The organism is Neobacillus citreus (assembly GCF_018343545.2).
Taxonomy (GTDB): domain Bacteria; phylum Bacillota; class Bacilli; order Bacillales; family Cytobacillaceae; genus Neobacillus; species Neobacillus citreus.
The window spans coordinates 20,309-43,858 of record NZ_JAGYPE020000045.1 but is presented as its reverse complement, the minus strand read 5'-3'; the positions used below and the strand labels follow the sequence as shown (position 1 = coordinate 43,858).

The 23,550-nt window shown below is 37.4% G+C and carries 29 protein-coding genes and 1 riboswitch; of the genes, 15 read left to right on the top strand and 14 right to left on the bottom strand.

Features of this window, described 5'->3' with window-relative positions:
- Positions 1 to 54: 54 nt before the first annotated feature.
- Both KHB02_RS20755 and KHB02_RS20750 read right to left on the bottom strand, forming a co-directional pair.
- The gene (locus KHB02_RS20755; protein WP_213145220.1) at positions 55 to 576 is read right to left on the bottom strand and encodes a MerR family transcriptional regulator; all 522 of its coding nucleotides are present in this window, start codon (positions 574 to 576) and stop codon (positions 55 to 57) included.
- A gap of 87 nt (positions 577 to 663) precedes the next feature.
- Positions 664 to 1,581 carry a MerR family transcriptional regulator gene (locus KHB02_RS20750; protein ID WP_213145221.1) on the bottom strand — a complete coding sequence of 306 codons (918 nt, stop codon included), beginning with the start codon at positions 1,579 to 1,581 and terminating at the stop codon, positions 664 to 666.
- Positions 1,582 to 1,808: 227 nt separating this feature from the next.
- Between KHB02_RS20750 and KHB02_RS20745 the strand changes: the two genes are divergently transcribed.
- From KHB02_RS20745 to KHB02_RS20735, 3 genes are all read left to right on the top strand, one after another.
- Positions 1,809 to 2,543, top strand: coding sequence for a polysaccharide deacetylase family protein (locus tag KHB02_RS20745; RefSeq protein ID WP_213145222.1), 735 nt, complete (start codon positions 1,809 to 1,811; stop codon positions 2,541 to 2,543).
- 126 nt (positions 2,544 to 2,669) lie between these two features.
- Positions 2,670 to 3,017: a hypothetical protein gene (locus tag KHB02_RS20740; protein ID WP_213120585.1), complete on the top strand. Its 348-nt coding sequence runs from the start codon at positions 2,670 to 2,672 to the stop codon at positions 3,015 to 3,017.
- Positions 3,018 to 3,135: 118 nt separating this feature from the next.
- A complete protein-coding gene (locus KHB02_RS20735) occupies positions 3,136 to 4,638 on the top strand; it encodes an aminotransferase class V-fold PLP-dependent enzyme (protein ID WP_213145223.1) in 1,503 nt (500 codons plus the stop codon).
- 60 nt (positions 4,639 to 4,698) lie between these two features.
- Here the strand turns inward: KHB02_RS20735 and KHB02_RS20730 are convergent, their stop codons facing one another.
- Positions 4,699 to 5,232 (bottom strand): YceI family protein, encoded by a 534-nt coding sequence (locus KHB02_RS20730; RefSeq protein ID WP_213120587.1) that lies wholly within the window; start codon positions 5,230 to 5,232, stop codon positions 4,699 to 4,701.
- A 374-nt stretch (positions 5,233 to 5,606) separates the two neighbouring features.
- Between KHB02_RS20730 and helD the strand changes: the two genes are divergently transcribed.
- Positions 5,607 to 7,928 carry an RNA polymerase recycling motor HelD gene (gene helD / locus KHB02_RS20725; RefSeq protein ID WP_213145224.1) on the top strand — a complete coding sequence of 774 codons (2,322 nt, stop codon included), beginning with the start codon at positions 5,607 to 5,609 and terminating at the stop codon, positions 7,926 to 7,928.
- A 38-nt stretch (positions 7,929 to 7,966) separates the two neighbouring features.
- On the opposite strand, the gene KHB02_RS20720 is transcribed toward helD, so the two are convergent.
- The gene (locus KHB02_RS20720) at positions 7,967 to 8,101 is read right to left on the bottom strand and encodes a BA3454 family stress response protein (RefSeq protein WP_213145225.1); all 135 of its coding nucleotides are present in this window, start codon (positions 8,099 to 8,101) and stop codon (positions 7,967 to 7,969) included.
- 163 nt (positions 8,102 to 8,264) lie between these two features.
- Here KHB02_RS20720 and KHB02_RS20715 point away from each other — a divergent pair, with 163 nt between their 5' ends.
- Positions 8,265 to 8,732, top strand: a complete 468-nt coding sequence (locus tag KHB02_RS20715) for a GNAT family N-acetyltransferase (RefSeq protein ID WP_213145226.1) — start codon at positions 8,265 to 8,267, stop codon at positions 8,730 to 8,732.
- Positions 8,733 to 8,755: 23 nt separating this feature from the next.
- Here KHB02_RS20715 and KHB02_RS20710 read toward each other — a convergent pair whose 3' ends face one another.
- Positions 8,756 to 8,986: a hypothetical protein gene (locus tag KHB02_RS20710; protein WP_213120591.1), complete on the bottom strand. Its 231-nt coding sequence runs from the start codon at positions 8,984 to 8,986 to the stop codon at positions 8,756 to 8,758.
- A gap of 328 nt (positions 8,987 to 9,314) precedes the next feature.
- Between KHB02_RS20710 and asnS the strand changes: the two genes are divergently transcribed.
- Positions 9,315 to 10,706, top strand: coding sequence for an asparagine--tRNA ligase (gene asnS, locus KHB02_RS20705; protein WP_213145227.1), 1,392 nt, complete (start codon positions 9,315 to 9,317; stop codon positions 10,704 to 10,706).
- A gap of 58 nt (positions 10,707 to 10,764) precedes the next feature.
- On the opposite strand, the gene KHB02_RS20700 is transcribed toward asnS, so the two are convergent.
- Positions 10,765 to 10,938: a hypothetical protein gene (locus KHB02_RS20700; protein WP_213145338.1), complete on the bottom strand. Its 174-nt coding sequence runs from the start codon at positions 10,936 to 10,938 to the stop codon at positions 10,765 to 10,767.
- 222 nt (positions 10,939 to 11,160) lie between these two features.
- Between KHB02_RS20700 and KHB02_RS20695 the strand changes: the two genes are divergently transcribed.
- From KHB02_RS20695 to KHB02_RS20685, 3 genes are read left to right on the top strand one after another with little or no spacing between them, the layout of a single operon-like run.
- Positions 11,161 to 11,532, top strand: coding sequence for a DUF2089 domain-containing protein (locus KHB02_RS20695; RefSeq protein WP_213145228.1), 372 nt, complete (start codon positions 11,161 to 11,163; stop codon positions 11,530 to 11,532).
- Positions 11,533 to 11,919, top strand: a complete 387-nt coding sequence (locus KHB02_RS20690) for an SHOCT-like domain-containing protein (RefSeq protein ID WP_213145229.1) — start codon at positions 11,533 to 11,535, stop codon at positions 11,917 to 11,919. It begins immediately after the preceding gene.
- Positions 11,920 to 11,921: 2 nt separating this feature from the next.
- Entirely contained in the window at positions 11,922 to 12,191 is a 270-nt protein-coding gene (locus KHB02_RS20685; RefSeq protein WP_213145230.1) for a hypothetical protein, read from the top strand.
- A 30-nt stretch (positions 12,192 to 12,221) separates the two neighbouring features.
- Here the strand turns inward: KHB02_RS20685 and KHB02_RS20680 are convergent, their stop codons facing one another.
- The gene (locus tag KHB02_RS20680; RefSeq protein WP_213145231.1) at positions 12,222 to 13,703 is read right to left on the bottom strand and encodes an amino acid permease; all 1,482 of its coding nucleotides are present in this window, start codon (positions 13,701 to 13,703) and stop codon (positions 12,222 to 12,224) included.
- A gap of 101 nt (positions 13,704 to 13,804) precedes the next feature.
- Positions 13,805 to 13,994, bottom strand: a riboswitch (Lysine riboswitch).
- 270 nt (positions 13,995 to 14,264) lie between these two features.
- Here KHB02_RS20680 and KHB02_RS20675 point away from each other — a divergent pair.
- Positions 14,265 to 15,080: a YitT family protein gene (locus tag KHB02_RS20675; RefSeq protein ID WP_213145232.1), complete on the top strand. Its 816-nt coding sequence runs from the start codon at positions 14,265 to 14,267 to the stop codon at positions 15,078 to 15,080.
- A 76-nt stretch (positions 15,081 to 15,156) separates the two neighbouring features.
- On the opposite strand, the gene KHB02_RS20670 is transcribed toward KHB02_RS20675, so the two are convergent.
- The gene (locus KHB02_RS20670) at positions 15,157 to 15,771 is read right to left on the bottom strand and encodes a PH domain-containing protein (RefSeq protein ID WP_213145233.1); all 615 of its coding nucleotides are present in this window, start codon (positions 15,769 to 15,771) and stop codon (positions 15,157 to 15,159) included.
- Between the two features lie 220 nt (positions 15,772 to 15,991).
- Here KHB02_RS20670 and KHB02_RS20665 point away from each other — a divergent pair, with 220 nt between their 5' ends.
- Positions 15,992 to 16,960, top strand: a complete 969-nt coding sequence (locus KHB02_RS20665) for a DMT family transporter (protein WP_213145234.1) — start codon at positions 15,992 to 15,994, stop codon at positions 16,958 to 16,960.
- 38 nt (positions 16,961 to 16,998) lie between these two features.
- On the opposite strand, the gene KHB02_RS20660 is transcribed toward KHB02_RS20665, so the two are convergent.
- From KHB02_RS20660 to KHB02_RS20650, 3 genes are read right to left on the bottom strand one after another with little or no spacing between them, the layout of a single operon-like run.
- Positions 16,999 to 17,859: a DUF421 domain-containing protein gene (locus tag KHB02_RS20660; RefSeq protein WP_213145235.1), complete on the bottom strand. Its 861-nt coding sequence runs from the start codon at positions 17,857 to 17,859 to the stop codon at positions 16,999 to 17,001.
- A 16-nt stretch (positions 17,860 to 17,875) separates the two neighbouring features.
- Complete coding sequence (locus KHB02_RS20655) at positions 17,876 to 18,082, bottom strand: DUF1657 domain-containing protein (protein ID WP_213145236.1); 207 nt, start codon at positions 18,080 to 18,082, stop codon at positions 17,876 to 17,878.
- Positions 18,083 to 18,140: 58 nt separating this feature from the next.
- A complete protein-coding gene (locus tag KHB02_RS20650; protein ID WP_213145237.1) occupies positions 18,141 to 18,344 on the bottom strand; it encodes a DUF1657 domain-containing protein in 204 nt (67 codons plus the stop codon).
- Between the two features lie 170 nt (positions 18,345 to 18,514).
- Here KHB02_RS20650 and KHB02_RS20645 point away from each other — a divergent pair, with 170 nt between their 5' ends.
- The 3 genes from KHB02_RS20645 to KHB02_RS20635 all read left to right on the top strand — a co-directional run bounded on the left by KHB02_RS20645 (position 18,515) and on the right by KHB02_RS20635 (position 21,060).
- Positions 18,515 to 18,853: a YmaF family protein gene (locus tag KHB02_RS20645; RefSeq protein ID WP_213145331.1), complete on the top strand. Its 339-nt coding sequence runs from the start codon at positions 18,515 to 18,517 to the stop codon at positions 18,851 to 18,853.
- A 112-nt stretch (positions 18,854 to 18,965) separates the two neighbouring features.
- Positions 18,966 to 19,568: a hypothetical protein gene (locus KHB02_RS20640; RefSeq protein ID WP_213145238.1), complete on the top strand. Its 603-nt coding sequence runs from the start codon at positions 18,966 to 18,968 to the stop codon at positions 19,566 to 19,568.
- 565 nt (positions 19,569 to 20,133) lie between these two features.
- A complete protein-coding gene (locus KHB02_RS20635) occupies positions 20,134 to 21,060 on the top strand; it encodes a YitT family protein (RefSeq protein ID WP_213145240.1) in 927 nt (308 codons plus the stop codon).
- A 244-nt stretch (positions 21,061 to 21,304) separates the two neighbouring features.
- Here the strand turns inward: KHB02_RS20635 and KHB02_RS20630 are convergent, their stop codons facing one another.
- From KHB02_RS20630 to KHB02_RS20620, 3 genes are all read right to left on the bottom strand, one after another.
- Positions 21,305 to 21,556, bottom strand: coding sequence for a sigma-G-dependent sporulation-specific acid-soluble spore protein CsgA (locus KHB02_RS20630; protein WP_213120607.1), 252 nt, complete (start codon positions 21,554 to 21,556; stop codon positions 21,305 to 21,307).
- A 124-nt stretch (positions 21,557 to 21,680) separates the two neighbouring features.
- Positions 21,681 to 21,929, bottom strand: a complete 249-nt coding sequence (locus tag KHB02_RS20625; RefSeq protein ID WP_213145241.1) for a hypothetical protein — start codon at positions 21,927 to 21,929, stop codon at positions 21,681 to 21,683.
- A gap of 148 nt (positions 21,930 to 22,077) precedes the next feature.
- Complete coding sequence (locus KHB02_RS20620) at positions 22,078 to 22,788, bottom strand: class I SAM-dependent methyltransferase (RefSeq protein WP_213145242.1); 711 nt, start codon at positions 22,786 to 22,788, stop codon at positions 22,078 to 22,080.
- Between the two features lie 119 nt (positions 22,789 to 22,907).
- Between KHB02_RS20620 and KHB02_RS20615 the strand changes: the two genes are divergently transcribed.
- Entirely contained in the window at positions 22,908 to 23,480 is a 573-nt protein-coding gene (locus KHB02_RS20615; protein WP_213145243.1) for a YkoP family protein, read from the top strand.
- Positions 23,481 to 23,550: the final 70 nt, after the last annotated feature.

The following is a 23,550-nucleotide window of genomic DNA, read 5'->3' as shown; positions in this document are numbered from 1 at the left end:
TATAAGAGAACGACCGAACGTTTGAGGACCGCGTTCGGTCAGTTTAATTGATAATCAAAAGCCAAATAGGGAACTAACAAAATTCTTCTTTTTTCTTTTTACCTTACTGTTTTCTAAAACTAACGGTTTTTCGGCAGGTGCCGGTCCTTTTAATTTGGTTACCTCGTTTTGAAGCTGTGCAACCTGTTTCTCCAAGCTACTCACAAGATTTTGCAGTTCTTCAATCTCCCTGCGATGCTGGAGGAGTTGATAGGAGGCAACAGAATCCGCCTTCGAATGTAAACCAAGCTCTAATTCCTTTACCTTGGCATACAGCTTTTCCAATGCCTCACCGTTTTCGACCGCTTTCACTGTCCCTTTGCGTGGACTTTTCTTTTCCTTTTCTTGGCTGATATCTTGCAATAAGGTTCCGTTCTGGAGCTGTTCGTGGATATTTTTAAACAGTTCAATATCCTCATCTTTAAAATGATAGTGGCCACGCTCATTTCGTTCCATTGGCAGTTCAAGCTGTTTTACCCAGCGCTGAATTGTGCTAATTGAAACACCCAATAATTTTGCAGCCTCTGCTGTATTCATGACAATCCCTCCATTTTTAAAAATGACCGAAAACCTTGATATCCAACGAAAAGAATCAGCGTTAATGAAGATTCCCGTATCTTAAATTTAACTCCAAAATTTCCACCACTTTTTTTCCTTTGCCGCGGCAACCTCTCGATAGTTTGCCAGCATTTGTTGAAACGCGGCTTCCCTTTGCTGGACTTCATGACGGTATTGCTCACGGTCATCCATAAGGAATTCACGTTCCTTTGCGATTTCGTCAGCCAAATTGGAAATTTCATTATTGGTTTGGTCGATGTAATTTGATAGCTTATCTGAGGTTTCGACAACCTGTTTTGTGAGGGAATAAACTTCATCAGCAGTTTCGATGGTGACATTCTTGATGTTGGATGATAAATATCTCAACTTATCTGAGGTTTCCTCCGAAGCTTTCGAAATGGTCTCGGAGAGTTCCTGAATTTGCTCTTTTGTGTTTTCTGAAGATTTATAAATGGAATCCTGCACGGATTTAACGGTTCTAAGCGTACCGTTTGAAATCTCCTTTTTTACCTCAGTTAATATTTCTTTTCGTACAACACTTCTAATTTCCTCTTTAACCTCATTTAAGAAGTTTTTCTTATAGGCATCCATCACCTCGAAAAATAAATCAGCATTCGATAAGCTGTTTTCGTTATCAGGGATAGAAGGCTGTTTGGTTAAATGGGTAACCATTTCGAATGTGACTGGCTCCGGGGGAGATATAAACTCAATATCAGCATCAGCGGCTGTTTCCTCGGGCTCCGTATCATGATTGGCGATGGATTGTTTTAGCAGCGCATCCCGAACTGCTTCTTTCCCGATCTTTTTAGCAAATAGTTCCTTTACTTCGGTTAATTGGTTAATCTCAACATCTGTATAAATTCTTGCCCCTTGTTTTGATCTGGAAATATGGAGTATTCCTGTTAATTCCTTCTCCCATTGCCGGATGATGCCAGGTGCAGTATTTATTTTTTTGGAAACTTCTTTAAGTGTATAAGACTTCATGAGAATCATTCCTTTCTATTTATCTCGGAAAGAATTTTATGAGTTCGATACTAAGATATTCACCATCAGATATGGTTTTTTCCTGCCGCTTGACAAAAGCTATCAAAACAAGACGAAAATCTTGAAATAGTAACATATTATTGCAAATTGAGCGGTTTGATGAGAAAAGGATGAAGGAAGAAATGTGTGGAATAATAGTGAATAAACATTTTTTGAAGAGGGATTGTATGAAAAAATTTCTGTTAGCAGTTTCCTATTTATTACTATTAGTTTTTCCTGACCGGGCAATGGCAGCAAAAAAAGTGCCAATCCTAATTTATCACTCCATTGAGGAATATAGCGGTCATGGGCAAAAGGAGCTTTATGTAAGACCAGAGAATTTTGAAAAACAAATGACATATTTGAGAGATCACGGTTTTACATTGCTGACCTTTGAAAGATGGGCTGATCAGGAGAAGGTTGACAAGCCAATCTTTATCACCTTTGATGACGGCTATAAAAATAATCTTAATGTTTATTACATTTTCCAAAAATTGGAAACAGAAAGATTTAACCCAACAGGTACATTCTTTATTATTTCTGATTTTATTGAGCGTCCCAATCGATTATCTCCATCGGATTTAAAGATGCTAGCCAGTTCAGGGCTCATTTCTATTCAATCACATACAGCAACACATCCTGAATTATCTAAAATAGCTGATTACGAGTATGAATTAAACCACTCAAAGAAAAAAATCGAAAAAATTACGGGTAAATCGGTTATTGCTCTCTCATATCCATTTGGAGATTTCGATGAAAAAGTAGTGGAGGAAACAAAGAAGTATTACACCTATGGACTAACCACTACTCCAGGGCCTTATACAAAAACCGGAATAAAAAATGAACTATATCTACTGCCAAGGACGTATATTAAATATTCAACCACGCTAGAAGAGTTTGCGAAAATCGTGGAGGCTAAATAAACGGTTAGTGATTTCCTAGTAATCGTTTTTTTTTACGCTTGAAAAGGGTTTGTAATTTTTCCGAAACTTCCATGTAAACTAACATCGCTATAATAAATTAAATAAGGTAATAGAGAAGGTGTGTTTATGGAAGAGACAATGGTCAAGTCCTATCTGCAGAAATCATTGGAAGAGTGGAAGCAAGATATTTTAGTGGTGCTAGAAGAAATTGAAAAGGAATATGAGGAAGTATCTCAGGAATTAAAAGTCTATACCTATAAATACGGAATAACCAAGCAAGTGATTCAATCCACAGTAAACGAGGAGTTAATTGATAAAATCCGTGAAATGTATCATAAGCCGTTTGAAGAAAGCTATAATCAACTAAAAGAATACATACGTGACCTAGAGGAGAAAAAACGTGTCTTTCAAATGTTTACTCAAAAAATTGACGAAGTCAATCGGAAGGAATCCACAAAGGTCACTACTTATTAATAAACCATAAAAGCAGCCAAAATAGGCTGCTTTTATTTATATAGAACGAAACCAAGACCCATGAAAAAGCTTCTCGCATATACTGGTTATCAAGACTTTGTGTTGAGGTGGAATTGACATGATTACCGGTAAAATTGGCAGCAAAACCTTTCGCATTCCTGATAACCTCGAAACCTATTTTCAAAGCTTCCGTGACCACGTAATTGGAATTGATCATGAATTTGACTCTCCATATGGCAAAAAGAAGATTATTTATGGTGACTGGACAGCAAGTGGACGTCTTTACCGGAAAATTGAGGAGAAAATTACAGAAGTTTTTGGTCCTTATATGGCCAATACCCATACAGAATCAAACATAACTAGTTTAATGATGACAGGGATGTATAAACAAGCAAAGAAAATCATCAAGGAGCATGTCCGTGCTGATAAATATGATGTGGTTCTCTTAGACGGTTTTGGGATGACCTCTGTGATTAATAAATTTCAAAGAATGCTGGGGCTGCGAATACATGAACAGTGGAAAAAACGCTTAAACCTGCCTGAAAAAGAGAGGCCGATTATTTTTCTAACCCATATGGAGCATCATTCGAATCAAACGTCTTGGCTTGAAACAATTGCGGATGTTGTCATGATACAGCCTGACAGAAATGGAAATGTTGATATTTCCCATTTAGAACAGCTTCTAAAGCGATATGAAGACCGTCCGTTAAAAATTGGTTCGTTTTCAGCCTGCTCCAATGTAACGGGTATTCAAACGCCGTTTCATCAATTAGCCAAAATCATGCACGAACATGGCGGCCTATGTTTTGTTGATTTTGCCGCATCTGCCCCTTATGTCTCTATTAACATGCATCCAACTGATCCAATGGAAAAATTAGATGCTGTTTTTTTCTCGCCACATAAGTTTTTAGGAGGGCCGGGAACAAGCGGTGTGATAATATTTGATTCAAGGTTATATATGAACAGGATTCCCGACCAACCTGGCGGAGGGACAGTTACATGGACTAACCCATGGGGAGGACATCACTATTATGATGACATTGAAACAAAGGAGGATGGAGGTACGCCCGGAATTCATCAGGGTATTCGAACGGCTTTATGCATAAATCTAAAAAAACAGATGGGGATTGAAAATATTTTAAAGAGAGAGAAAGAAATGCTGCAGCTGCTGCTGCCGCGGTTAGAGGAAATCCCTGGGCTCCATATTTTAGAAGGTCATGTGAAAGACCGGTTAGGAATCGTTTCCTTTTACGTCGAAAATGTTCATTATAATTTAATTGTCCGCCTCCTAAATGACCGTTTTGGGGTTCAGGTTCGCGGCGGCTGTTCCTGTGCAGGAACATATGGGCATTACTTGTTTAATATTGACAAAAAATCCTCACAGCAAATAACGGACAAAATAGACCAAGGAAATTTATCAACAAAGCCTGGCTGGGTGCGATTTTCATTGCATCCGATTATGTCTAATGAAGAAATTCTAACGTTTGTTGCGGCGATGCAGGAGATTGTTACCAATATAGAAATGTGGAAACAAGATTATTTATATGATGCAGCCAGTAATGATTATTTTTATATGGATTTTATTCGCGAAGATTTGTCGCCGCTTTTTGATATGGAATGATGATTATAAACAGGTAAAAAAAGCTCTCCCAATACCAGGAGAGCTTTTTTTACGGCTAGATTATTCAGCTTTTGCTGCTTGAATTTGCAGATTGATTTTTACTTTATCGCCAACAAGCACCCCGCCAGTTTCAAGTGCCGCATTCCAAACCAAACCATAATCAGAGCGGTTTAAAGTGCCTGCTGCACTGAAACCAACTTTTTCATTTCCCCAAGGATCTTTGCCTTGACCTTCAAAGGAAACAGCGAAAGTTTCTTGTTTTGTCACGCCACGAAGCGTTAAATCGCCTGTTACGTTGTACTCGCCATCATCAGTCTTTTCAATATTTGTTGCTTTGAAAGTCATAGCAGGATAATTGGCAGCATCGAAGAAATCCGCAGAAACTAAGTGGCCATCACGATCTTGATTGCGTGTATCCACACTTGAAGTTTCAACCGAGAACTCGATGTTTGCGGTTGTTAAATCTGCAGGATCTGCTTCGATATTGGCACTGAAGCTGTTGAATGTTCCTTTTACGTTTGCAATCATCATGTGACGAACAGAAAAATCTACACTGCTGTGTGCAGGGTCTAATGCCCATTTTGTTTTAGTCATGTTAAAATCTCTCCCTTTTTAGTTTGAAATAATTTATCTTGATTTTGAAATAACTTAATTCAAGATAAATTATATGATTAGGTCATGCTGATTGTCAATTGTTTTTTTATAAATTATTTATAGGATTTTTCAAATACTACAAAGGGATTTAAATGGAGTTTGATATTGAGGAAAAGAGCGTCATAAAATGAAAAAAACGCCAAAGCGGCGTTTTTAAAAAAATATACTTGAAAATAGACAAAAATACATGTTAAAATGGATTTTGGCAAGAAAATCTAATTGTAATTAGGATTAAAAATATCCTATTATAACATTACCACATTCGTTCGCTGTTGTCAACTAATGCAGCCAAAATTTATTTGGGGAGTGGTTGAATGAAGGATTTACAAGATAATGACTGGGAATTGGAGCAGGAAAGAGTTAATTCGGTAGTGCATGAAGTGGATAAAAAGATAGCCAAATTACAAAAAAATACCGGCAGGGTTAGCTCTGATGTTCTGGAAATCCGCAAGACTTTTTGGGAGGATGTTACAGTTAATCTGGATGAACCGGATGACGTCATCGAAACAGCGGCTAGTATTAAACAGCAGGCAGAACTTCTCTCAGAACGGGAACGGACACACAGTCAGCTGGACAGAACCCTCAAAACCTTGGATAAATTAAAATTTTCTCCTTACTTTGGTCGTATCGATTTTTGGGAGGATGGTGAAAAGTCGACCGATCAAGTATATTTGGGAATTGCTTCATTAATGGATGAGCAGGATGAAAACTTCTTAATTTATGACTGGCGTGCCCCTATTTCAAGTCTTTATTATGATTATTCACCCGGCCCGGCACATTATCAAACCCCAGAAGGGACCATCTACGGTGAAATGGAGTTAAAAAGACAATTTATCATCCGGTTTTCGGAAATTAAAGGAATGTTCGATACAGGTGTCACCATTGGTGATGAAATGCTGCAGGAGGTTCTGGGGAACAATGCCAGTACACAAATGAAAAGCATTGTCGCAACGATTCAGCGCGAGCAAAATGCGATTATCCGCAATGAACGAAGCAAATTGCTGATTGTCCAAGGTGTGGCAGGGAGCGGCAAGACCTCAGCGGCGATGCAGCGGGTGGCTTATCTTTTGTATCGATATCGTGGTACGTTGAAATCGGAAAATATTTTGTTGTTTTCTCCAAATCCTTTATTCAACAGCTATGTCGCAACAGTATTGCCTGAGCTGGGAGAAGAGAATATGCAGCAATCTACCTTCCAGGAATACTTAAATCAAAGATTGGGACGGGAATTTGACGTTGAGGATCCTTTTAACCAGATTGAATACCTGCTGAGTGCAAAGGATAATGAACATTATCAATCAAGGTTGAATGGTATTCGCTTTAAGGCTAGTCTCGAGTTTAAGCGATTAATAGATGAATATGCAACGAGGTTATCAAATCAAGGTTTAATTTTTAAGGATATAAGCTTTAGAGGAAATGTTTTAATCTCGAAAAAAGAAATTCACGATTATTTTTATACCTTAAATACCAATTTTTCAATTCCAAACAGGATGCAGCTTCTCATGGGATGGCTTAAAAAGGAATTAAAGAAATGGGTCAAACGGGAACAGTCTCGAAGCTGGGTTGAGGAAGAGATTCAATATTTGGAGAAAGAGGATTATTTAGAGGTTTATAAAAAACTCCAGGAAAAGAAACGGTTTATGGAGAATTCCTTTGATGATTTCGAACAGGAACAGAAGCTGTTAGCAGAAATGGTTGTGAAAGAAAAATTCAAGCCAATATTTGCGGCCGTTAAAAATCTAAAATTTATCAATCTGCCGTTAATTTATCTTGGGTTATTTAACAAGGAAAATAATCCTGAGGAACTGCCGTTAATGTGGGATACAATCTGCTCTCAAACAAAGGCACAATTAAGCAGTATGGTAATTCCTTATGAAGATGCCACGCCATATGTGTACTTGCAGGATTTAATTGAGGGGAGAAAGTCAAATTCCTCCATTCGTCATATATTTATTGACGAGGCCCAGGATTACACTCCTTTTCAGTTCGCTTTTATAAAAATGTTGTTTCCTTACAGTAAGGTGACCTTACTTGGAGACTTTAACCAAGCTATTTTCTCAGGGGCGACGGGAATGCAATCAGTTTTCGCTGATTTCCAGTCAGAAGAGGGAGAGGTTGAAACATTTGTTTTAACGAAAACATATCGTTCGACTAAGGAGATTGTTGAATTCACAAGGGAGTTTATTGAGAATGGCGACAAAATTGAGCCTTTTAACCGGAGCGGTATCAAGCCTTCGCTGAATGTAGTTGAAAGTAATTTGCTCAATAAACAGGTTTTGGAGAAAATTAAAGAACTTCAAACAAGGCATCGAACAATTGCGGTTATTTGCAGAACTGGCGAGGAAAGCAAACGGGTAAATGATGCTTTAAAAGAAGATGTTCCCCTTCATTTTATTGAAAAAGGAACAACTTCCTATGAAAGCGGGGTGTCGGTGATTCCCTCATATCTATCTAAAGGAATTGAATTTGATGCAGTCATCCTTTATGATAGTTCCCAATATCAAAAAGAAAACGACCGGAAGTTATTCTATACAGTCTGTACCAGGGCGATGCACGAATTGCATTTATTTGCAACAGATGGAATAAGTCCCCTTATGGTTGATGTTCCAAAAAACACATATGTAATAAATGGCTAAAAAACAAAAAGGCAGCGAATTTGCTGCCTTTTCAAACTTTATTTTTTCCATTGCTTTTGAACCTGTTCAAAAGCAAGGCGGAGTATTTCTTCATCAGATGTATTTTGGTCGGCAATGACATTTGTCCAATAGTTTCTTCCTTCGAAAGAAATATTTACCTCGATTTGTACCATATTAAATCACCTTTCTTTACAAAAATATTTGAGTAGAAAATCCAATTTTTCACAACGGTTTAAGCTTATTCGGAGAACTGATTTTTATGACATAATTTTAAAATATTAAATAACTGATTATTTGATAAAATATCCTAAGTATGAATAAAAAAGGAGAAAAACGATGTCGATACATTTTGAAGAGATTAGGAAAGAAACACTCTATATTGCGCTTGAGATTGTGAATTCGAATCCCGAATACAATGTTTTGGAAAATGACTTGGCGGCAAGGGAGCTTGCCGATTTGGAAAAGGAATTTTTAAACCCTAAAACGATCAGTGTTTTTATCAAACTTGATGATACTTATATTGGTGTTGTGGATTACGTGTTGGAAAATCCCAACGATCATTTTCCTTGGCTTGGACTGCTGATGATTCATGCTGACTATCAAGGATATGGTTTTGGTGCAGAAGCTTATGCACACATTGAAAATGAGATGGACAAGCGGGGTTTGGACAGAGTCCGAATTGGTGTTATAAAAGAAAATGCAAAAGCAAGACATTTTTGGGAATTATTAGGGTTTAAATATTATAACACGGTTGGCTGGGAAAACGGAAGAGTTATTTTTTGTTATGAAAAACTTATTGGATAAAAAGCCTCCGGTTTGGAAGCTTTTTATACTTCAACGCTCAGGAACTCCTCGGCGAACTGCTGGACAAGATTTTTGTCTAGATTATTTTTCTTTAATGTTGATTCTGCTAGAACTAAATGGGCTTGTATGGAAACATTTCTTTTTAAATCGCGGATTGATACATCCCCATTTAATAATTGAATAGCTTTCTCACGGATGTCTTGATTCTTAGATGAATTGTAAAGAAGATAGGCAATACAAGTGATTTTGTCCATAACCAACACTCCTAACCAATCAAGAATCGAACATTTGTTTACTAATTCGACCTCGATTTTTATTTTCCTGCTATTTTTTCAGAAAATTATTGAAAATCCTGCCATGGATTAGGCTAACTTAACAAAAACGAAGGCTTAATTATCGATTTTGTTGAATATTGCTTATTTGTGAGGTTTTTAATATAATATGGAAGGGATAAACACTAACGGTAACAACAGGGGAAATTACCTTTCGTCCCAACTTGGGATGGGAGGTTTTTTATTTAAATGGTCACTCCTGCCTCTGGTTGTTCAATAACTTATACATATAAATTAGGAGGAAATTCAAGTGAAACAGGTCTTAATTAAAGATTTGTACAGAAATACTGAAAGCTTCATTGACAAAAAAGTTGAATTATCTGGCTGGATCCGGACGATTCGCGATTCTAAAACCTTTGGATTTATTGAATTAAATGATGGAAGCTTTTTTAAGAGTGTTCAGATTGTTTTCGATGACAAGCTAGAGAACTATAAGGATATTGCCAAGCTGCCAATTAGTTCATCTGTTAAAGTAGAGGGAGACTTTATCCATACCCCTCAGGCGAAGCAGCCGTTTGAAATCAAAGCAACAGTTATTGCGATTGAAGGGACTTCAAACGTAGATTATCCGCTGCAGAAGAAAAGACACACATTTGAATATTTAAGAACGATTGCTCATTTAAGACCAAGAACCAATACTTTCTCAGCTGTTTTTCGTGTGAGATCAATAGCTGCGTATGCCATGCATAAATTTTTTAACGAAAAAGGCTTCGTTTATGTTCACTCGCCGATTATAACAGGGAGTGATACTGAAGGTGCGGGTGAAATGTTTAGAGTAACCTCGCTGGATTTAAATAAGCTGCCTAAAAATGAAGAGGGCAAAACAGACGATACAAAGGATTTCTTTGGAAAAGAAACTAATTTAACAGTAAGCGGCCAGCTTTCTGCCGAGTCCTTTGCTCTTGCATTCCGCAATGTCTATACATTTGGTCCAACATTTAGAGCGGAAAATTCCAACACGGCAAGACATGCGGCTGAATTCTGGATGATTGAACCTGAAGTGGCGTTTGCGGAGCTTCCGGATATTATGGACCTAGCTGAAGAAATGGTGAAATATGTAATCGGATATGTGTTAGAACAAGCTCCGGAGGAAATGGACTTCTTTAACAGTTTTGTGGAGAAGGGATTATTGGATCGCTTAAACAATGCATATACAGCCGACTTTGGCCGAGTCACTTACACAGAGGCTATAGAACTTTTGAAAAAATCAGGTGAGAATTTTGCTTATCCAGTTGAATGGGGCCTTGACCTGCAAACTGAACATGAGCGCTATTTATGCGAAAAGGTATACCAAAAGCCGGTGTTTGTCACAGACTATCCAAAAGAAATCAAAGCCTTTTATATGCGCTTAAATGAAGACGACAAAACGGTGGCAGCGACTGACCTTCTTGTACCGGGAATCGGGGAATTGATTGGCGGCAGCCAGCGTGAAGAACGTGAAGAGGTTCTTGCTGCGAAAATCAAAGAACTTGGCATGAACGAAGAAGACTATTGGTGGTACTTGGAATTAAGAAAATACGGCGGCACCAAGCATTCCGGCTATGGCCTTGGTTTCGAACGACTGATCATGTACCTAACCGGAATGACCAATATCAGAGACGTGATTCCATTCCCAAGAACCCCAGGAAATGCAGATTTTTAATTTAATTAACAAAATGAGAAGACCAACCGAGTGGTTGGTCTTCTCATTTTGTCTGTATCTATAGTTCTTCTAATTCTTCCTCGAAATAAAATAAACTCGGCTGTTCTTTGACGATATAGGAATATCGCTTCATATTTTTTATATATTGCCACTTTAAAATCGTAACTGTCTCTCCGGTTGTTTTAATGTTCACCATTTGTCCATTTTGGTATCGATTATTGGTGTTTTTCAAATTAAACACTCCTTCTGTTATCTAATTAAGTATACCACATATTAACAAAACTGTTTGGTTGTTCAGGAGGTGTTTTTTTGTTGTATTGAATCTAATGTATTTTTTAATATTAGTTTTAACAAATTTAATTTTTTAAATAAATTAAATTAAAAATATTAATTTATACTTTAAATTTTTATGAAAGTAATGTATGATATGGGTAATAAAGGAAAGGGGAATAAAATGGCTTACCCGTTAATTACCAATTGTCCTGTTTGCAACAAACAATTAAACATTACCAAACTGCAGTGTAAACATTGCCACACGACGGTGGAAAATGAATTCGAATTATCAAAGCTTGCCTCACTTGGACAGGAACAGCTTCATTTTATTGAAATTTTCCTGAAGTGCCGCGGAAGTATTAAAGAAGTCGAAAAAGAACTTGGAATTTCTTATCCAACAGTAAGAGGAAAATTAGACGACATCATTTCGGCCATGGGCTACTCGGCAAACCGAAAGGCGGAGGTTGATAAGAAGAGGGTCGTATCCATGCTGGAAAAAGGGGAAATCACTGCCGAAGAGGCTATTGCCTTATTAAAAGAGGGGGATATGTAAATGAAAGATGAAATCTCTAGAGTGTTAACTTTGGTCGAGGAAGGCAAGCTTGATAAGGAAAAAGCGACTGAACTGATTAACGTCCTTCAAGGGAAGGAACCAACTGTTGAATTAAAGAAAGAAGCCTCATCATATGGCAGCAAAATGCTTAAAATCCGTGTTAATTCCCATGAAGGTGATAATGTTAATGTCAATCTTCCCATTAATCTTGTGAAAGCAGTGTTGAAGGTGGGCACCAGCATTGCCGAAAGAATTCCGCAAGCGGAAAAGTATGTGAAAGATATCAATGTAGATTTGTTAATAGAAGCGATTGAAAACGAACTAGATGGCCAAATTGTGGATGTTACTTCCGCAAATGGCGATAAAGTGTTTGTGGTGATTGAATAAGCATGTTAAAAGTGGGCTTAAAGATAAAACAGAGAAACTTCAATGTACCCGTTCCTTATGTTGTCTTAAATCTTCTAAGTTCGGTAATAACGTCAAGACGATTTATTGGCTTTATCAATAAATCGATTGAAAAAGGAGGGGAAAAGTTCGTCCTTCCACAAATAGAAAAAAGCGATTTAAAGCCTTTATTGGATGGTCTGACCAAGCATAAAGGCCTGTTGTTAGTGGAAACGAAATTAAAAGATGGGACAGAAGTTACCATTAAATTATAAAAAAATGGCTCCCAGGGAGCCATTTTTATTTTAATTATTTAAATCACACTTCTCCAAAGGAATTACCTTTGTTTTCTTTGTGAATTTATAGCCTAACCAAAGGATAAGGAATAATGGCAGACCGATATAGGATACTAATACACCGTTCCAATCAATATGGTCGCCCATAAATGCTGAATAGTTTTGCCCAATTACGACAACGGCGCAAACAACAAAAGCAAAGATTGGGCCAAATGGGAACAACTTTGATTTATATGGCAATAAGTTTAAGTCTTTGCCTTGTGCCACATAAGCTCTGCGGAAGCGATAATGACAAATCGCAATTCCTAACCACGCGATAAAGCCGGACATACCTGAAGCATTTAAAAGCCATACATAAACTGTACCATCGCCAAAAAGGGATGCCAGAAAAGCAAGTGTTCCGACTAATGCTGTTACAATTAAAGCATTAACTGGCACACCATTTTTGTTCAATTTACCAAGAAATTTTGGTGCTTTTCCTTGACGTGCCAAATCCCAAAGCATCCGAGTCGATGCATACATTCCTGAATTACCTGCTGATAAAACAGCTGTTAAAATGACTGCATTCATGACAGAAGCAGCAAATGCGATTCCGGCTTTTTGGAAAACAAGCGTAAATGGACTTACTGCAACATCTCCATTAGCAAGGTTTTCATTTGTATAGGGAATAATAAGACCGATAACAAGAATAGCCAACACATAGAATAAAAGAATTCGCCAAAAAACTTGCTTTACTGCACGTGGGATTGATTTTTCTGGGTTATCTGTTTCACCTGCTGCAACACCTAAAAGTTCAGTTCCTTGGAAGGAAAATCCAGCTGCCATAAAGATTCCAAGCATGGCCATGAATCCGCCATGGAATGGTGCATCTCCAACTGTAAAGTTTTTAAAGCCAATTGCTTCATTTCCCATAATTCCAAAAATCATTAACGTACCAGCGATGATAAAAATCACAACAGTAACAACTTTAATTAATGAGAACCAATATTCCGCCTCGCCAAATCCCTTAACAGAAAGATAATTTAACAAGAACATGATAACTAAAAAGATGCTGCTCCACAATAGTGAAGGAGAATCTGGAAACCAAAATTTCATAATCATTGTTACTGCAGAAAGTTCTGCTGCAATCGTAATAGCCCAGTTGTACCAATAGTTCCAGCCTAGGGCAAAACCAAGGGATGGATCCACGAATTTCGTAGCATAGGTACTAAAGCTTCCTGCTACCGGCATGTAGGCACCCATTTCAGCTAAACTTTGCATTAAGAAATAAACCATAATGCCAATAACAAGATATGAAAGAATCGCTCCACCAGGTCCCGCACTATGGATAGCTCCGCCGCTGGCAAGAAATAATCCGGTCCCGATAGTTCCGCCAAGAGAAATCATTGTAAGATGGCGGGACTTTAAGCTCCGTCTTAATTCATTTTTATCATTTTTTGGACCCGTGGGCCTAGTGTATATTTCGTCTTTTCTTACCTGCGCTGTTTGCATGTTTATGACTCCTTTAAATTTTTTTATTGGAAGGAGTTTGGAATAAAAAATGCCCTCGAAGCAGATTCGACGGCATTTGTATATACCCCGCATCATACCTTCCGAAAGATAGCTCAACACGTAAAGCTGGTAAGGCTAAACGTGACAGTTCTGTTCCTGTTCGGAGACAGCCCCAGCATGTTTCTCCAGAGAGAAAAACACACTTCGGCAGCTTTTCCTTTCAAACGGAGTCAAAAACATCTCTGCGTCTCGTCCATTTTACTAATAAAAACCGCGACCTCTACCTCATCGGTTTTGATGAGGATTTAATATTAAGAATGATATATTACTAGAGTATATACGTTTTAATAAATTTGTCAATATTATATATTGGAAACGAGGGATTAGGGGTTTTTGTAAGATGAATATTAATGTAATATGCTTTTATAATTATTCAACTTAATTTTCGGGTGCTATTTCCAGATAATTAATTGTTTTTTAAATATATTAATTAGTTTACATCCTAGCTATGAATCGTTATCATTTTTTTAAATAAATAGTGGAAAGACAGGAGAAATATTCATGCAGATGGTTGGAATTATTATCGGCTCTTTTATAATTGTAGCTGCATTCAATCTTTTCCTCATCCCTCACGAGGTTTTAAGTAGCGGGATGAGCGGTATTTCGATGATAATAGGAATGATTACCCCCATAAACACAGGAGTGGCTAATCTTTTGTTGAACCTTCCCCTTTTAATCATTGGCTATAAAATGCTGGGAAAAAGATTTATCTTTAATTCAATCTTTTCAGTGTTCGTTATTTCTTTAGGACTTTATTTAGTGCCAGTATTTCCTGTCGCGAAAGATACCATCCTCTCATCAATATTTGGCGGAGCTTTGACCGGCCTAGGGGTTGGAATCGTATTTCGAAGCTCGGGTTCAACGGGTGGATTTGATATCATCGGAATGATTGTTTCCCGAAAGAAAGACTTCCCAATCGGAGTGCTCCTCTCCGGAATGAACGCGGTTGTCATTGTAATTAGCGGATTTTTATTCAATTGGGATGCGGCCCTCAATACGTTGGTTTCGATTTTTGTTACAGGAAAAGTAGTTGACGCTATTTATACGGACCATGTCAAATTAACTTTAATGATAATAACAGAAAAGGGCGAAGAAATGAGAAATCATTTGGTGGCCAACTTATACCGTGGACTCACTATTATGGATGGGGTTGGAGGATATACAAATGGCAGCCGAAAGATTTTAATCTCGGTCATTTCAAGATATGAGTTAAACGAGGTAAAATCTCTTATTTCTGAAGTCGATCCGACAGCTTTTGTGAATATTACAGAAACGATAGAAGTAATGGGGTTGTTTCATCGGCCTAGCCCGCATTAATGTTTTTAAAAAAATAGGCCGTCTCAATACTATGGGAGTTTAGTTCCCTTTATGAGACGGCCTCTATTTTGTATTTTTAATTGTTTATATATTTTTCAAAAACAAAGCCAAAATCTTTGACACAATATTGTTTTTTACTTTCCTCGAGCCACTGGAATGCTGCCTGATTCAACATTTTAAATTGAACAACCAAATTGCTGTCAGGAGTGGAGACGCGCCCTAATGTTGTGGAAGCGACATCGAGACTTTGCTTGGCAAACTGAAGGGAAATTTCATTTTCATGGGTAATCTCGGAAATTTTAATAAGTGCCTTGTATAAATCTTTCACTTCCTCGATATGCTTTTTATGAATGTCAATGGAGAAAGGCTGAGAGCCGATTTTGAATTTGATTTCTACGTCTAGGTCGACTGTACCGGCAGTTTCCAACATAACACCTGATATTTTATTTGTGGCATAGCTGTACCGATGAAGCATCCGCTTTTTGCTTGTAGCACTAGTACCATCAAGATGGATGAGAGCGTTGTTTGTAAAGCAATACTCATCAGATTTTGATTTAATTAAGAAATAAATCTTTTCATTATCCTCATGCATCACGTAATCATCGGCATCCACTTTATCATAATCGGAAGGCTTAATCACCGACCCTACATCACTTAATCCCAACAAATCTGAAGCCACTTTTCCAAACATTGTGTCAACCTCTCTCTACTTATAATATTTGCCATTCTTATGTACGAATAGGAGGCACAGAGGTTTCGTTATTTGAATGAAAATTTTAAATTTATTTCCAACATTTTTAGAATATGTATTTTATTTTAAGGGAAATTCAGTATTAACAAATTATTCAGACATCTGTTATACTTTAGAGTATTGAACTATTCAAAGCTGACAAGAGTTAAAGGGGAATACAATGCGTCCTATCATTTTAGGCATCTTTGCCGCTTTCTTTTTTGCATTTACATTTATTTTAAACAGGGCAATGGACCTTGCTGGCGGAAGCTGGGTTTGGAGTGCATCACTAAGATATTTCTTTATGATTCCATTTCTATTGCTTATTGTAATGGGGAGGAAAAATTTTAAGCCGCTCTTGAAAGAGCTGAAAACGTCACCAGGAAGATGGATTTTGTGGAGTAGTATTGGTTTCGGTTTGTTTTATGCACCGCTTTGTTTTTCTGCTTCCTATGCCCCGGGTTGGCTAATTGCTGCAACCTGGCAAATAACCATTATTTCAGGCTCTCTTTTAGCTCCGCTTTTTTATGAAAAGGTTATGACCATTAACGGCCCTATTATAGTGAGAGGGAAAATTCCGTTTAAAGGGCTGGCAATGTCATTAATCATTCTGTTGGGAATCGTTTTAATGCAGCTTGAGCAGGCCGATACCCTTTCAGTGACGGCCATCGTATTAGGAGTAATGCCTGTTGTAATTGCTTCGTTTGCTTACCCGCTTGGAAATCGTAAAATGATGGATATTTGCGGTGGAAGACTTGATGTTTTCCAGCGTGTTCTTGGAATGACTTTGGCAAGCATGCCTTTTTGGCTGATTCTGTCCATATATGGCCTAGTTACTGTGGGACCACCAAGTATAGAGCAAACATTTCAATCCGGGTTAGTGGCTATTTCCTCCGGGGTAATAGCAACCATCCTGTTTTTTCAGGCTACTGATTTGGTAAGAGGAAATATGCAAAAGCTAGCCGCTATAGAAGCAACACAGGCAATGGAGGTTTTATTTGCTCTAATTGGGGAAGTATGGCTCCTAAATACCCCTTTGCCAAATGCCGTTTCTTGGCTGGGAATGCTGCTTGTAATGGGTGGTATGGTTCTCCACAGCTATGCAACTCATAAAAAGGCACCGCTCAGTGCCAGCAAGGAAAGTGCTTAGCATTTAAAAAAGAGGCTATAGAGACAGCCTCTTTTTCGTTATCCATTTAAGTATGGCTCGAGTTTGTCTATTAATCCTTGCATTAAAGCTGCATTTTCCTTATACATGTCTTTAGATTTTTCGCAATCTGTTGATAATGAGAAAATTTCCAAATCCGCCTGAGCCTTTTTTAGACTGGCCATTAAAAGAGGCCTCTGAGTTGGGGCTGGTACTTTAAGTTTATCATCATAAAGATCAACCGTTATCTCTCCAAAGGAATCGATTTGCCCGAGAAAAACATTGTCAAGGGTAACTTCAAGCTTTTCTAATTCTGTGTACAACCAGGCTCTGTTTTTTCCCGAGGCACGCAAACCTTCTTCGATGATATTGCCATCCATAATAATCGTATTTGGTTCCTTCTCATTTGCCATTTTCATTTGTAAATCTTTAGGGGTTAATGGCCGATTTTCCCTTTTTAATAGAGCTGTTAGTTTTCCACGAGGCTCTAGGATTGCAAACTCCACATCTGCCACTTTAAAAATATTTTTTTCTCGAAGAAGAGTGGAAATCTCATCGATGGTAAACCTTTCCTTTTTCAAATTATCCTCAAGTATTTTTCCATCTTTAATAATTACTGTTCCTTTGCCTTCCGCAAAATCACGAAAATATTTACTCTTTAAGGATAAGTAGTCCACTAAAATTGCCACAATTCCAAATAAAATAATGGCCGCGGCCCCGTGCAAATAATTCTTTTCCAGCCCCGTAATGGCTTCGCCCGCGATACTTCCAATGGTGATTCCAGAAACATATTCAAAAAAGGTAAGCTGGGATATTTGCTTCTTTCCAACCAATTTTGTGGTTAGGAATAAGAGTCCAATAAAAAGAAAAGAGCGGAGGATAATTTCAACAAATCCGTTCACTTTAGTTCACCCCAAATCATGAGCCCCTATATTGCGGTTCTAGTCTTTCAAGTTCTAAAACACGATATTGAAGATCTTTTTTTATTTTTCCTATCGTAAACATTGATTCATGAAATGCTTCTTTCGCGCTTTGATCCAAAGAATTTAAAGCCAAGGATGATAGCTGCGATTCAATCCCTTTTAGAGAGGCAAGACATTGTTTAACATTTGATGCAACTGTCATAAATCGCTCCTCCTAGTTAAAACACAAAATGGGGTTGGCGAAATCGCCAACCGCTCTTTTACTGATTGTATTGCGGTTCTTCGGTCACAATTTCCTGAAGGCGCGGTTCTACACTGTCAATAATGGTCTGCGTTTGCTGGGCTGCCTGCTGATAAATTTGCTTAGCACTTTGGTTTTGAGTCTGCAAAGCAAAGGTTTCAAAACTAGCCTGAGCCGACTTTAAACCTGCCAAAGTCTGCTTTACTTGTGTACCTACAGTCATTCCATTTCCCTTCTTTCTTGAAGAAATAATTCTTACTCTGATAGTTTGCGTATGATAATTCGACTTATGTATAGCCAATATGTTGAAAATCTGGGAATGGTCATTTATAAATTTAAATTTTGGTGCATATAGATGGAATGAAAAAAGGACTATTTTTGGGGGTGGAGGAATTGTCGAAAATAGGAAAGGATGATTTTACAGCGGGGTTTGTCCCACATCATAACCATGGTTCTGTTGATTATACCGGGATGAGTGCCGGGCATGTACACCAGTGCCTGGATGTAACTTCGCCGCCGATTCCAACTCAGGACGGAGGGCATATTCATTATACGGAGGGATATGTATTATTTGAAGATGGGCATACCCATCATTACCGTGCCTACTCAGGTCCAGCGATACCGGTTGGAAACGGAATGCATGTTCATTATTACGATTTCCATACGAGTGAAGATAATGGCCATACACATCATGTCAAAGGTGTCGACCACCCAGCACCGGGAACAAAATAAATCTAAAAGGGCCTGTCCTACATAAAAGGGCGGCTCTTTTTTTGGTTTTGAATATTCAAAAGTTGTTATTTTTTGTAAATATAAGGTAAAATTGGTTAGAGGGGGGTTAAATGTGTTATTGAAAAGAAATAGTTCAACAGATGAAAACTCAGTTAAATTAGCAGCTTATACAATTATTTTGTACATAAGCAGTTTGTTTGTACCATTTGTTGTTGTGGCGTCCTATCAGAGCCTTGTATATTATTCACGTTCCCAATGGCTTTTTGCAACACCTTTTTCTGCTTATATCACCTTTATGGCAGGAATGCTTTACGCAGCATTGGTATTAACAGTTTACCTCATTTTTAGACAACGGTGGGAAGGACCGAAATTTAAATGGATGACAGTTTTCCTTCTTATAATTTCCATTCCTGCATTTATCTTAAGTTTAACTACTTATTACTACATAGATGAAAAAGGAATCCATAATAATTCTTTAACAAGTTTAACGGAAAAAGAGTATGGGTGGGAGGATATTGCAAAAGTAAAGATTGTCTATAGAAACCACCAAGGGACGACTCAATATTACCAATATCAATTCGAAAAAAAAGATGGCAGCGTGATTACTATTCCATATGATGTTAAATTTAGGGAAAACATAAGAAGAATAGAAGATAAAATTAATAAATATAACATCCTCGTTACGGATAATTTTAAGAATCCGATTGTCGATTAGAAAAATTAAGGGTCTGACTCACTCTCGTTAGGGGCAGCCCTTTTTTAATAATTTTTTCCAAATGTTCACAGAACTGCCACAAGAAATGCGTTTACGATCATTTTTGGGTGCTATAATAAAAGTGTAAAGAAAATACACAAACCTAACAACTTAGGAGGCTCAACCATACGTGTTCGTTCCGTTTGTGAACGAAGTAGTAAGGTAAAACTATTCCAGCAAAAACGGAATAAAGAGTCATCGGTCCAATACCGAAAATGATGTTTGTTTTAAAAGGGATTTGAATACCATTTAACATGTGAATTAATTCCTTCAACGGAACAAACACAAAATCGGCTAATTTTTCATAGTTTCCAGTTAGATATAAAAAAGCTAATTGGAAATGAAAATTAAAAAAGTAATTGGCTGATTTCATGGTTGGGTCTCCTAAGTTGTTAATTAAAAAAGGAGCTGCTTTAAAAATAAAGCAGCTCTTTTTTTTATTTGTGAATAAAGATGCATAGTATTATACATAGGCGCCATTATTCGGTATTCTATTTATAGGAATTAAAATGAAAGGGGCAGGATAATGACAGGAATTCAAGATCTTAACCTAAAGGAGCAGCAGGAAACACTTGCTGCAGAACTAGAAAAAATCCACCACCGAAAATTGACAAAAAAGAAAATTCTCCAAAGGATTTTATTAATCACCCTTGGTGCCACCCTAATGGGGGTCGGACTAGAGATCTTTCTCGTTCCGAATAATGTTATTGATGGCGGAATTACCGGAATTTCCATTATGCTATCATATCTAACAGGCTGGAATTTGGGAATATTCCTTTTTATTCTAAATATCCCTTTTTTCTTTATCGGCTATAAACAAATCGGAAAAACGTTTGCTCTCTCTACACTATATGGTATTATCATTCTTTCCATCGCTACTACATTACTCCATCCAGTTCCAGCCTTTACACAAGATATTCTCCTTGCGACCATATTTGGGGGAGTTGTCCTCGGAATAGGGGTCGGTATAGTTATTCGTTATGGAGGATCTTTAGATGGTACAGAGATATTAGCCATTCTTTTTAATAATAAACTCCCGTTTTCGGTCGGGGAGATTATTATGTTCTTTAACCTCTTTATTCTTGGAAGTGCAGGCTTTGTTTTTACATGGGATCGCGCTATGTATTCTTTAATAGCCTATTTTGTTGCCTACAAAACGATTGATATTACGATTACCGGCCTTGATGAATCCAAATCAGTTTGGATTATCAGTGACAATGCCAGACAAATAGGCGATGCCATTCTGCATCGACTTGGACGTGGTGTCACATATCTAAATGGAGAAGGGGCTTTTTCCGGAGATGACAAAAAAGTGATTTTTTGCGTCATCAATCGTCTTGAGGAAGCGAAATTGAAGGAAATCGTCACCGATTATGATGATAATGCCTTTTTAGCTGTTGCAGATATTGCCGAAGTAAGGGGCGGAAGATTCAAAAAAAGAGATATCCATTAATAAGAAAAATGATGGAAATTCTAGTTTATTGCCGAAAAAGGTAATTTGTCGTTTCTGGTCTCAATACCAAGAAAGCGACGCGAACAAATTGTAAATTCTGAAAATTAATTGTCGATTTATGATAAAAATGAATCTAAAGTAACTGCATGTTTTGTCGCACTATGCGCTTACCTAGGAAATAAAGAGTGCAAAAAAAGCAATATTTTCAAAAAAGATGGCAGATAACTCTGCCATCTTTACTTGCTTATAGTAATAGTTCATAAACTTCGTTCAGTTGGTAAGCTCTCTTCTCATCTTGTTCCTCACGGGCATATTTAATTTCATCAGGCAGGATTTTATTTAAAAAGTCCATTTCTTTACTGCTCAAATCCCGGACAAAATCCCCTTCAGAATGATAATGCCCTTTTACGAGCTTTTGATATACTTGTTTGCCATCTGTATGGTTATCAGTATAATTAGATAAAATTTCGCGAAGATATCCTAAGGTTTTATCCATGATTTCACCCATCCTTTCACGCCCTTATTTTTCATCGAAAGGCTAATAATATTCACTATAACGGGGTCTGGAAATTATTTTTGGTGAAATCAAGAAAAAAAAGCAAGTACATGTCGTACTTGCATTAAAAGAATAATGGAAAACCGATGCCGAACCCAACAAATGGGAAGAAGATTGGCGGTCTAAAAAACGGAGGTCCAAAGAAAGGGAAGCCATAGCCTTCACCTGAGTCTGAAGAGTTAGATAATTCCTCAATCTCAAGTCCATCTTTTCTTACCTTGCTAACTTTTCCAATTGACCATTCGCCCTTTTTATTTTTAAAACGAATCATTTGACCTTCCAACCGACGCGCTTGTTCATAACTCAATTGCACTCGATAATTCCTCCAATCACCTGTACTTGCTATAAAATATGAGGGAAGTCCTATTTCTGTAAGGGCAAACAACCAAATCTTGTCCCATTTTTAATAAAAAGAAAACAAGCCCTTCATTCAATTTTGAATTTAAGGGCTGTTTTCTTTATTACTTCGTACAAGTAATAATTCGGTGGCTCAAGATATCATGGTACTTAACGAGAATGTTTCCGTGCTGATTTAGAATACCAAAAAGCTCGGGCTCAAAATTTGCGGAGAAATTAAATTCCTGTCCTGTATTGCCATTAACGAAATCAAGGGGATGCACACTTAGCTTAGTATCGTGAAAGCCGGTTTCTTTTAAAAGCTTTCTCCAATCCTCCTCTAGGAGCAGGGAATCGACTGCGTAAAACTCTTTAATTTCTATTTCTTCCTGGGCAGTAAGCTTTTTGTTTATGGTCATCTCATTAGCCAGAAAACGGCCGCCTTTTTTTAATACCCTAAACAGCTCCTTTAAGGCCTTTGGTTTATTAACAAAGGCTAAAACAGACTCTGAAAGGACAAAATCAAAGGTTTCATCTTTAAATGGAATTTGTTCTATAGAACCTTGAACTAATTGAATGGGAAGCTGTCTGTTTTGGAAACGGTTCTGAGCTTTTTCAATCATAATAGGGTTAAGTTCCAATCCAAATACGTTAGCCTTGTATTGCTCATACAAATAGGCAGATGTCTGTCCAGTTCCGCATCCTGCATCTAATATATAAGAATTCTGTGTAATTTTTTCTTGCAAAAGCATATTTTTTGTTAATCCAAATCCTCCGGGATGGGCACCACCAATGCCAAACTTGGCAAGGAAATCAATGTACGTTAGGCCTCCCATAGACACACCACCCTATTTCTTTTTTGCATCTTATGAAAAAGGGCTATAATAGGTTCTCTTTTCACAGGTTATTTATAAAATATAAACATGAGCCAGGGTAAGGAATGGAGTGAAGGGATATGGGAATACGCAGCACATTATTATGGATTTGGAAATTATTTGATCCACTTTTTTATCTTTTCTCCCGATTACATTATATAGGGGATGTGAATAATAAACCTTCTGTATTCAGGGTTAGGTTAACTAAATATAAGGGAAAAAAATATATTCTCTCTGACGGGACAAAAATTGATAAAAATGATCTGCTGTTAAAAATTCATTTACATAATGTCCGTATAATTGCGGAAATAGGCAAGATTAAAAACGATTTAAAAAGAGCAAAACTTACGTATAGGCTTGTTTTACATTCCATGCCGGCACTAGCAAGTTATCTCAAGGAACATCCCGATGAGAAAAAAATAATAGGAATAATTGGCATTACATCTCTCGACCGCGGTGTTAAAGCTCTAGGATTTGAATGTTTTAGACCGAAAAGCCGCATTTACCGCTTTTTTAAGAAGCTTGGACAGTTGCCCATTTATGTTCTCTCCAATTCCTCTTTAAGAAATTTTCAAAAGTATCATCTAACGTATTTATTTTTGTCCAAGGAAACGCTTTATTCGAGATATAGTCAGGATTCTTCCGAGAAATAACAAATTATCTATGGATTCCTTCTCATACTCCTTTAAAAACTGTACAAATTAAGCAAATGGGAGGGTGTAA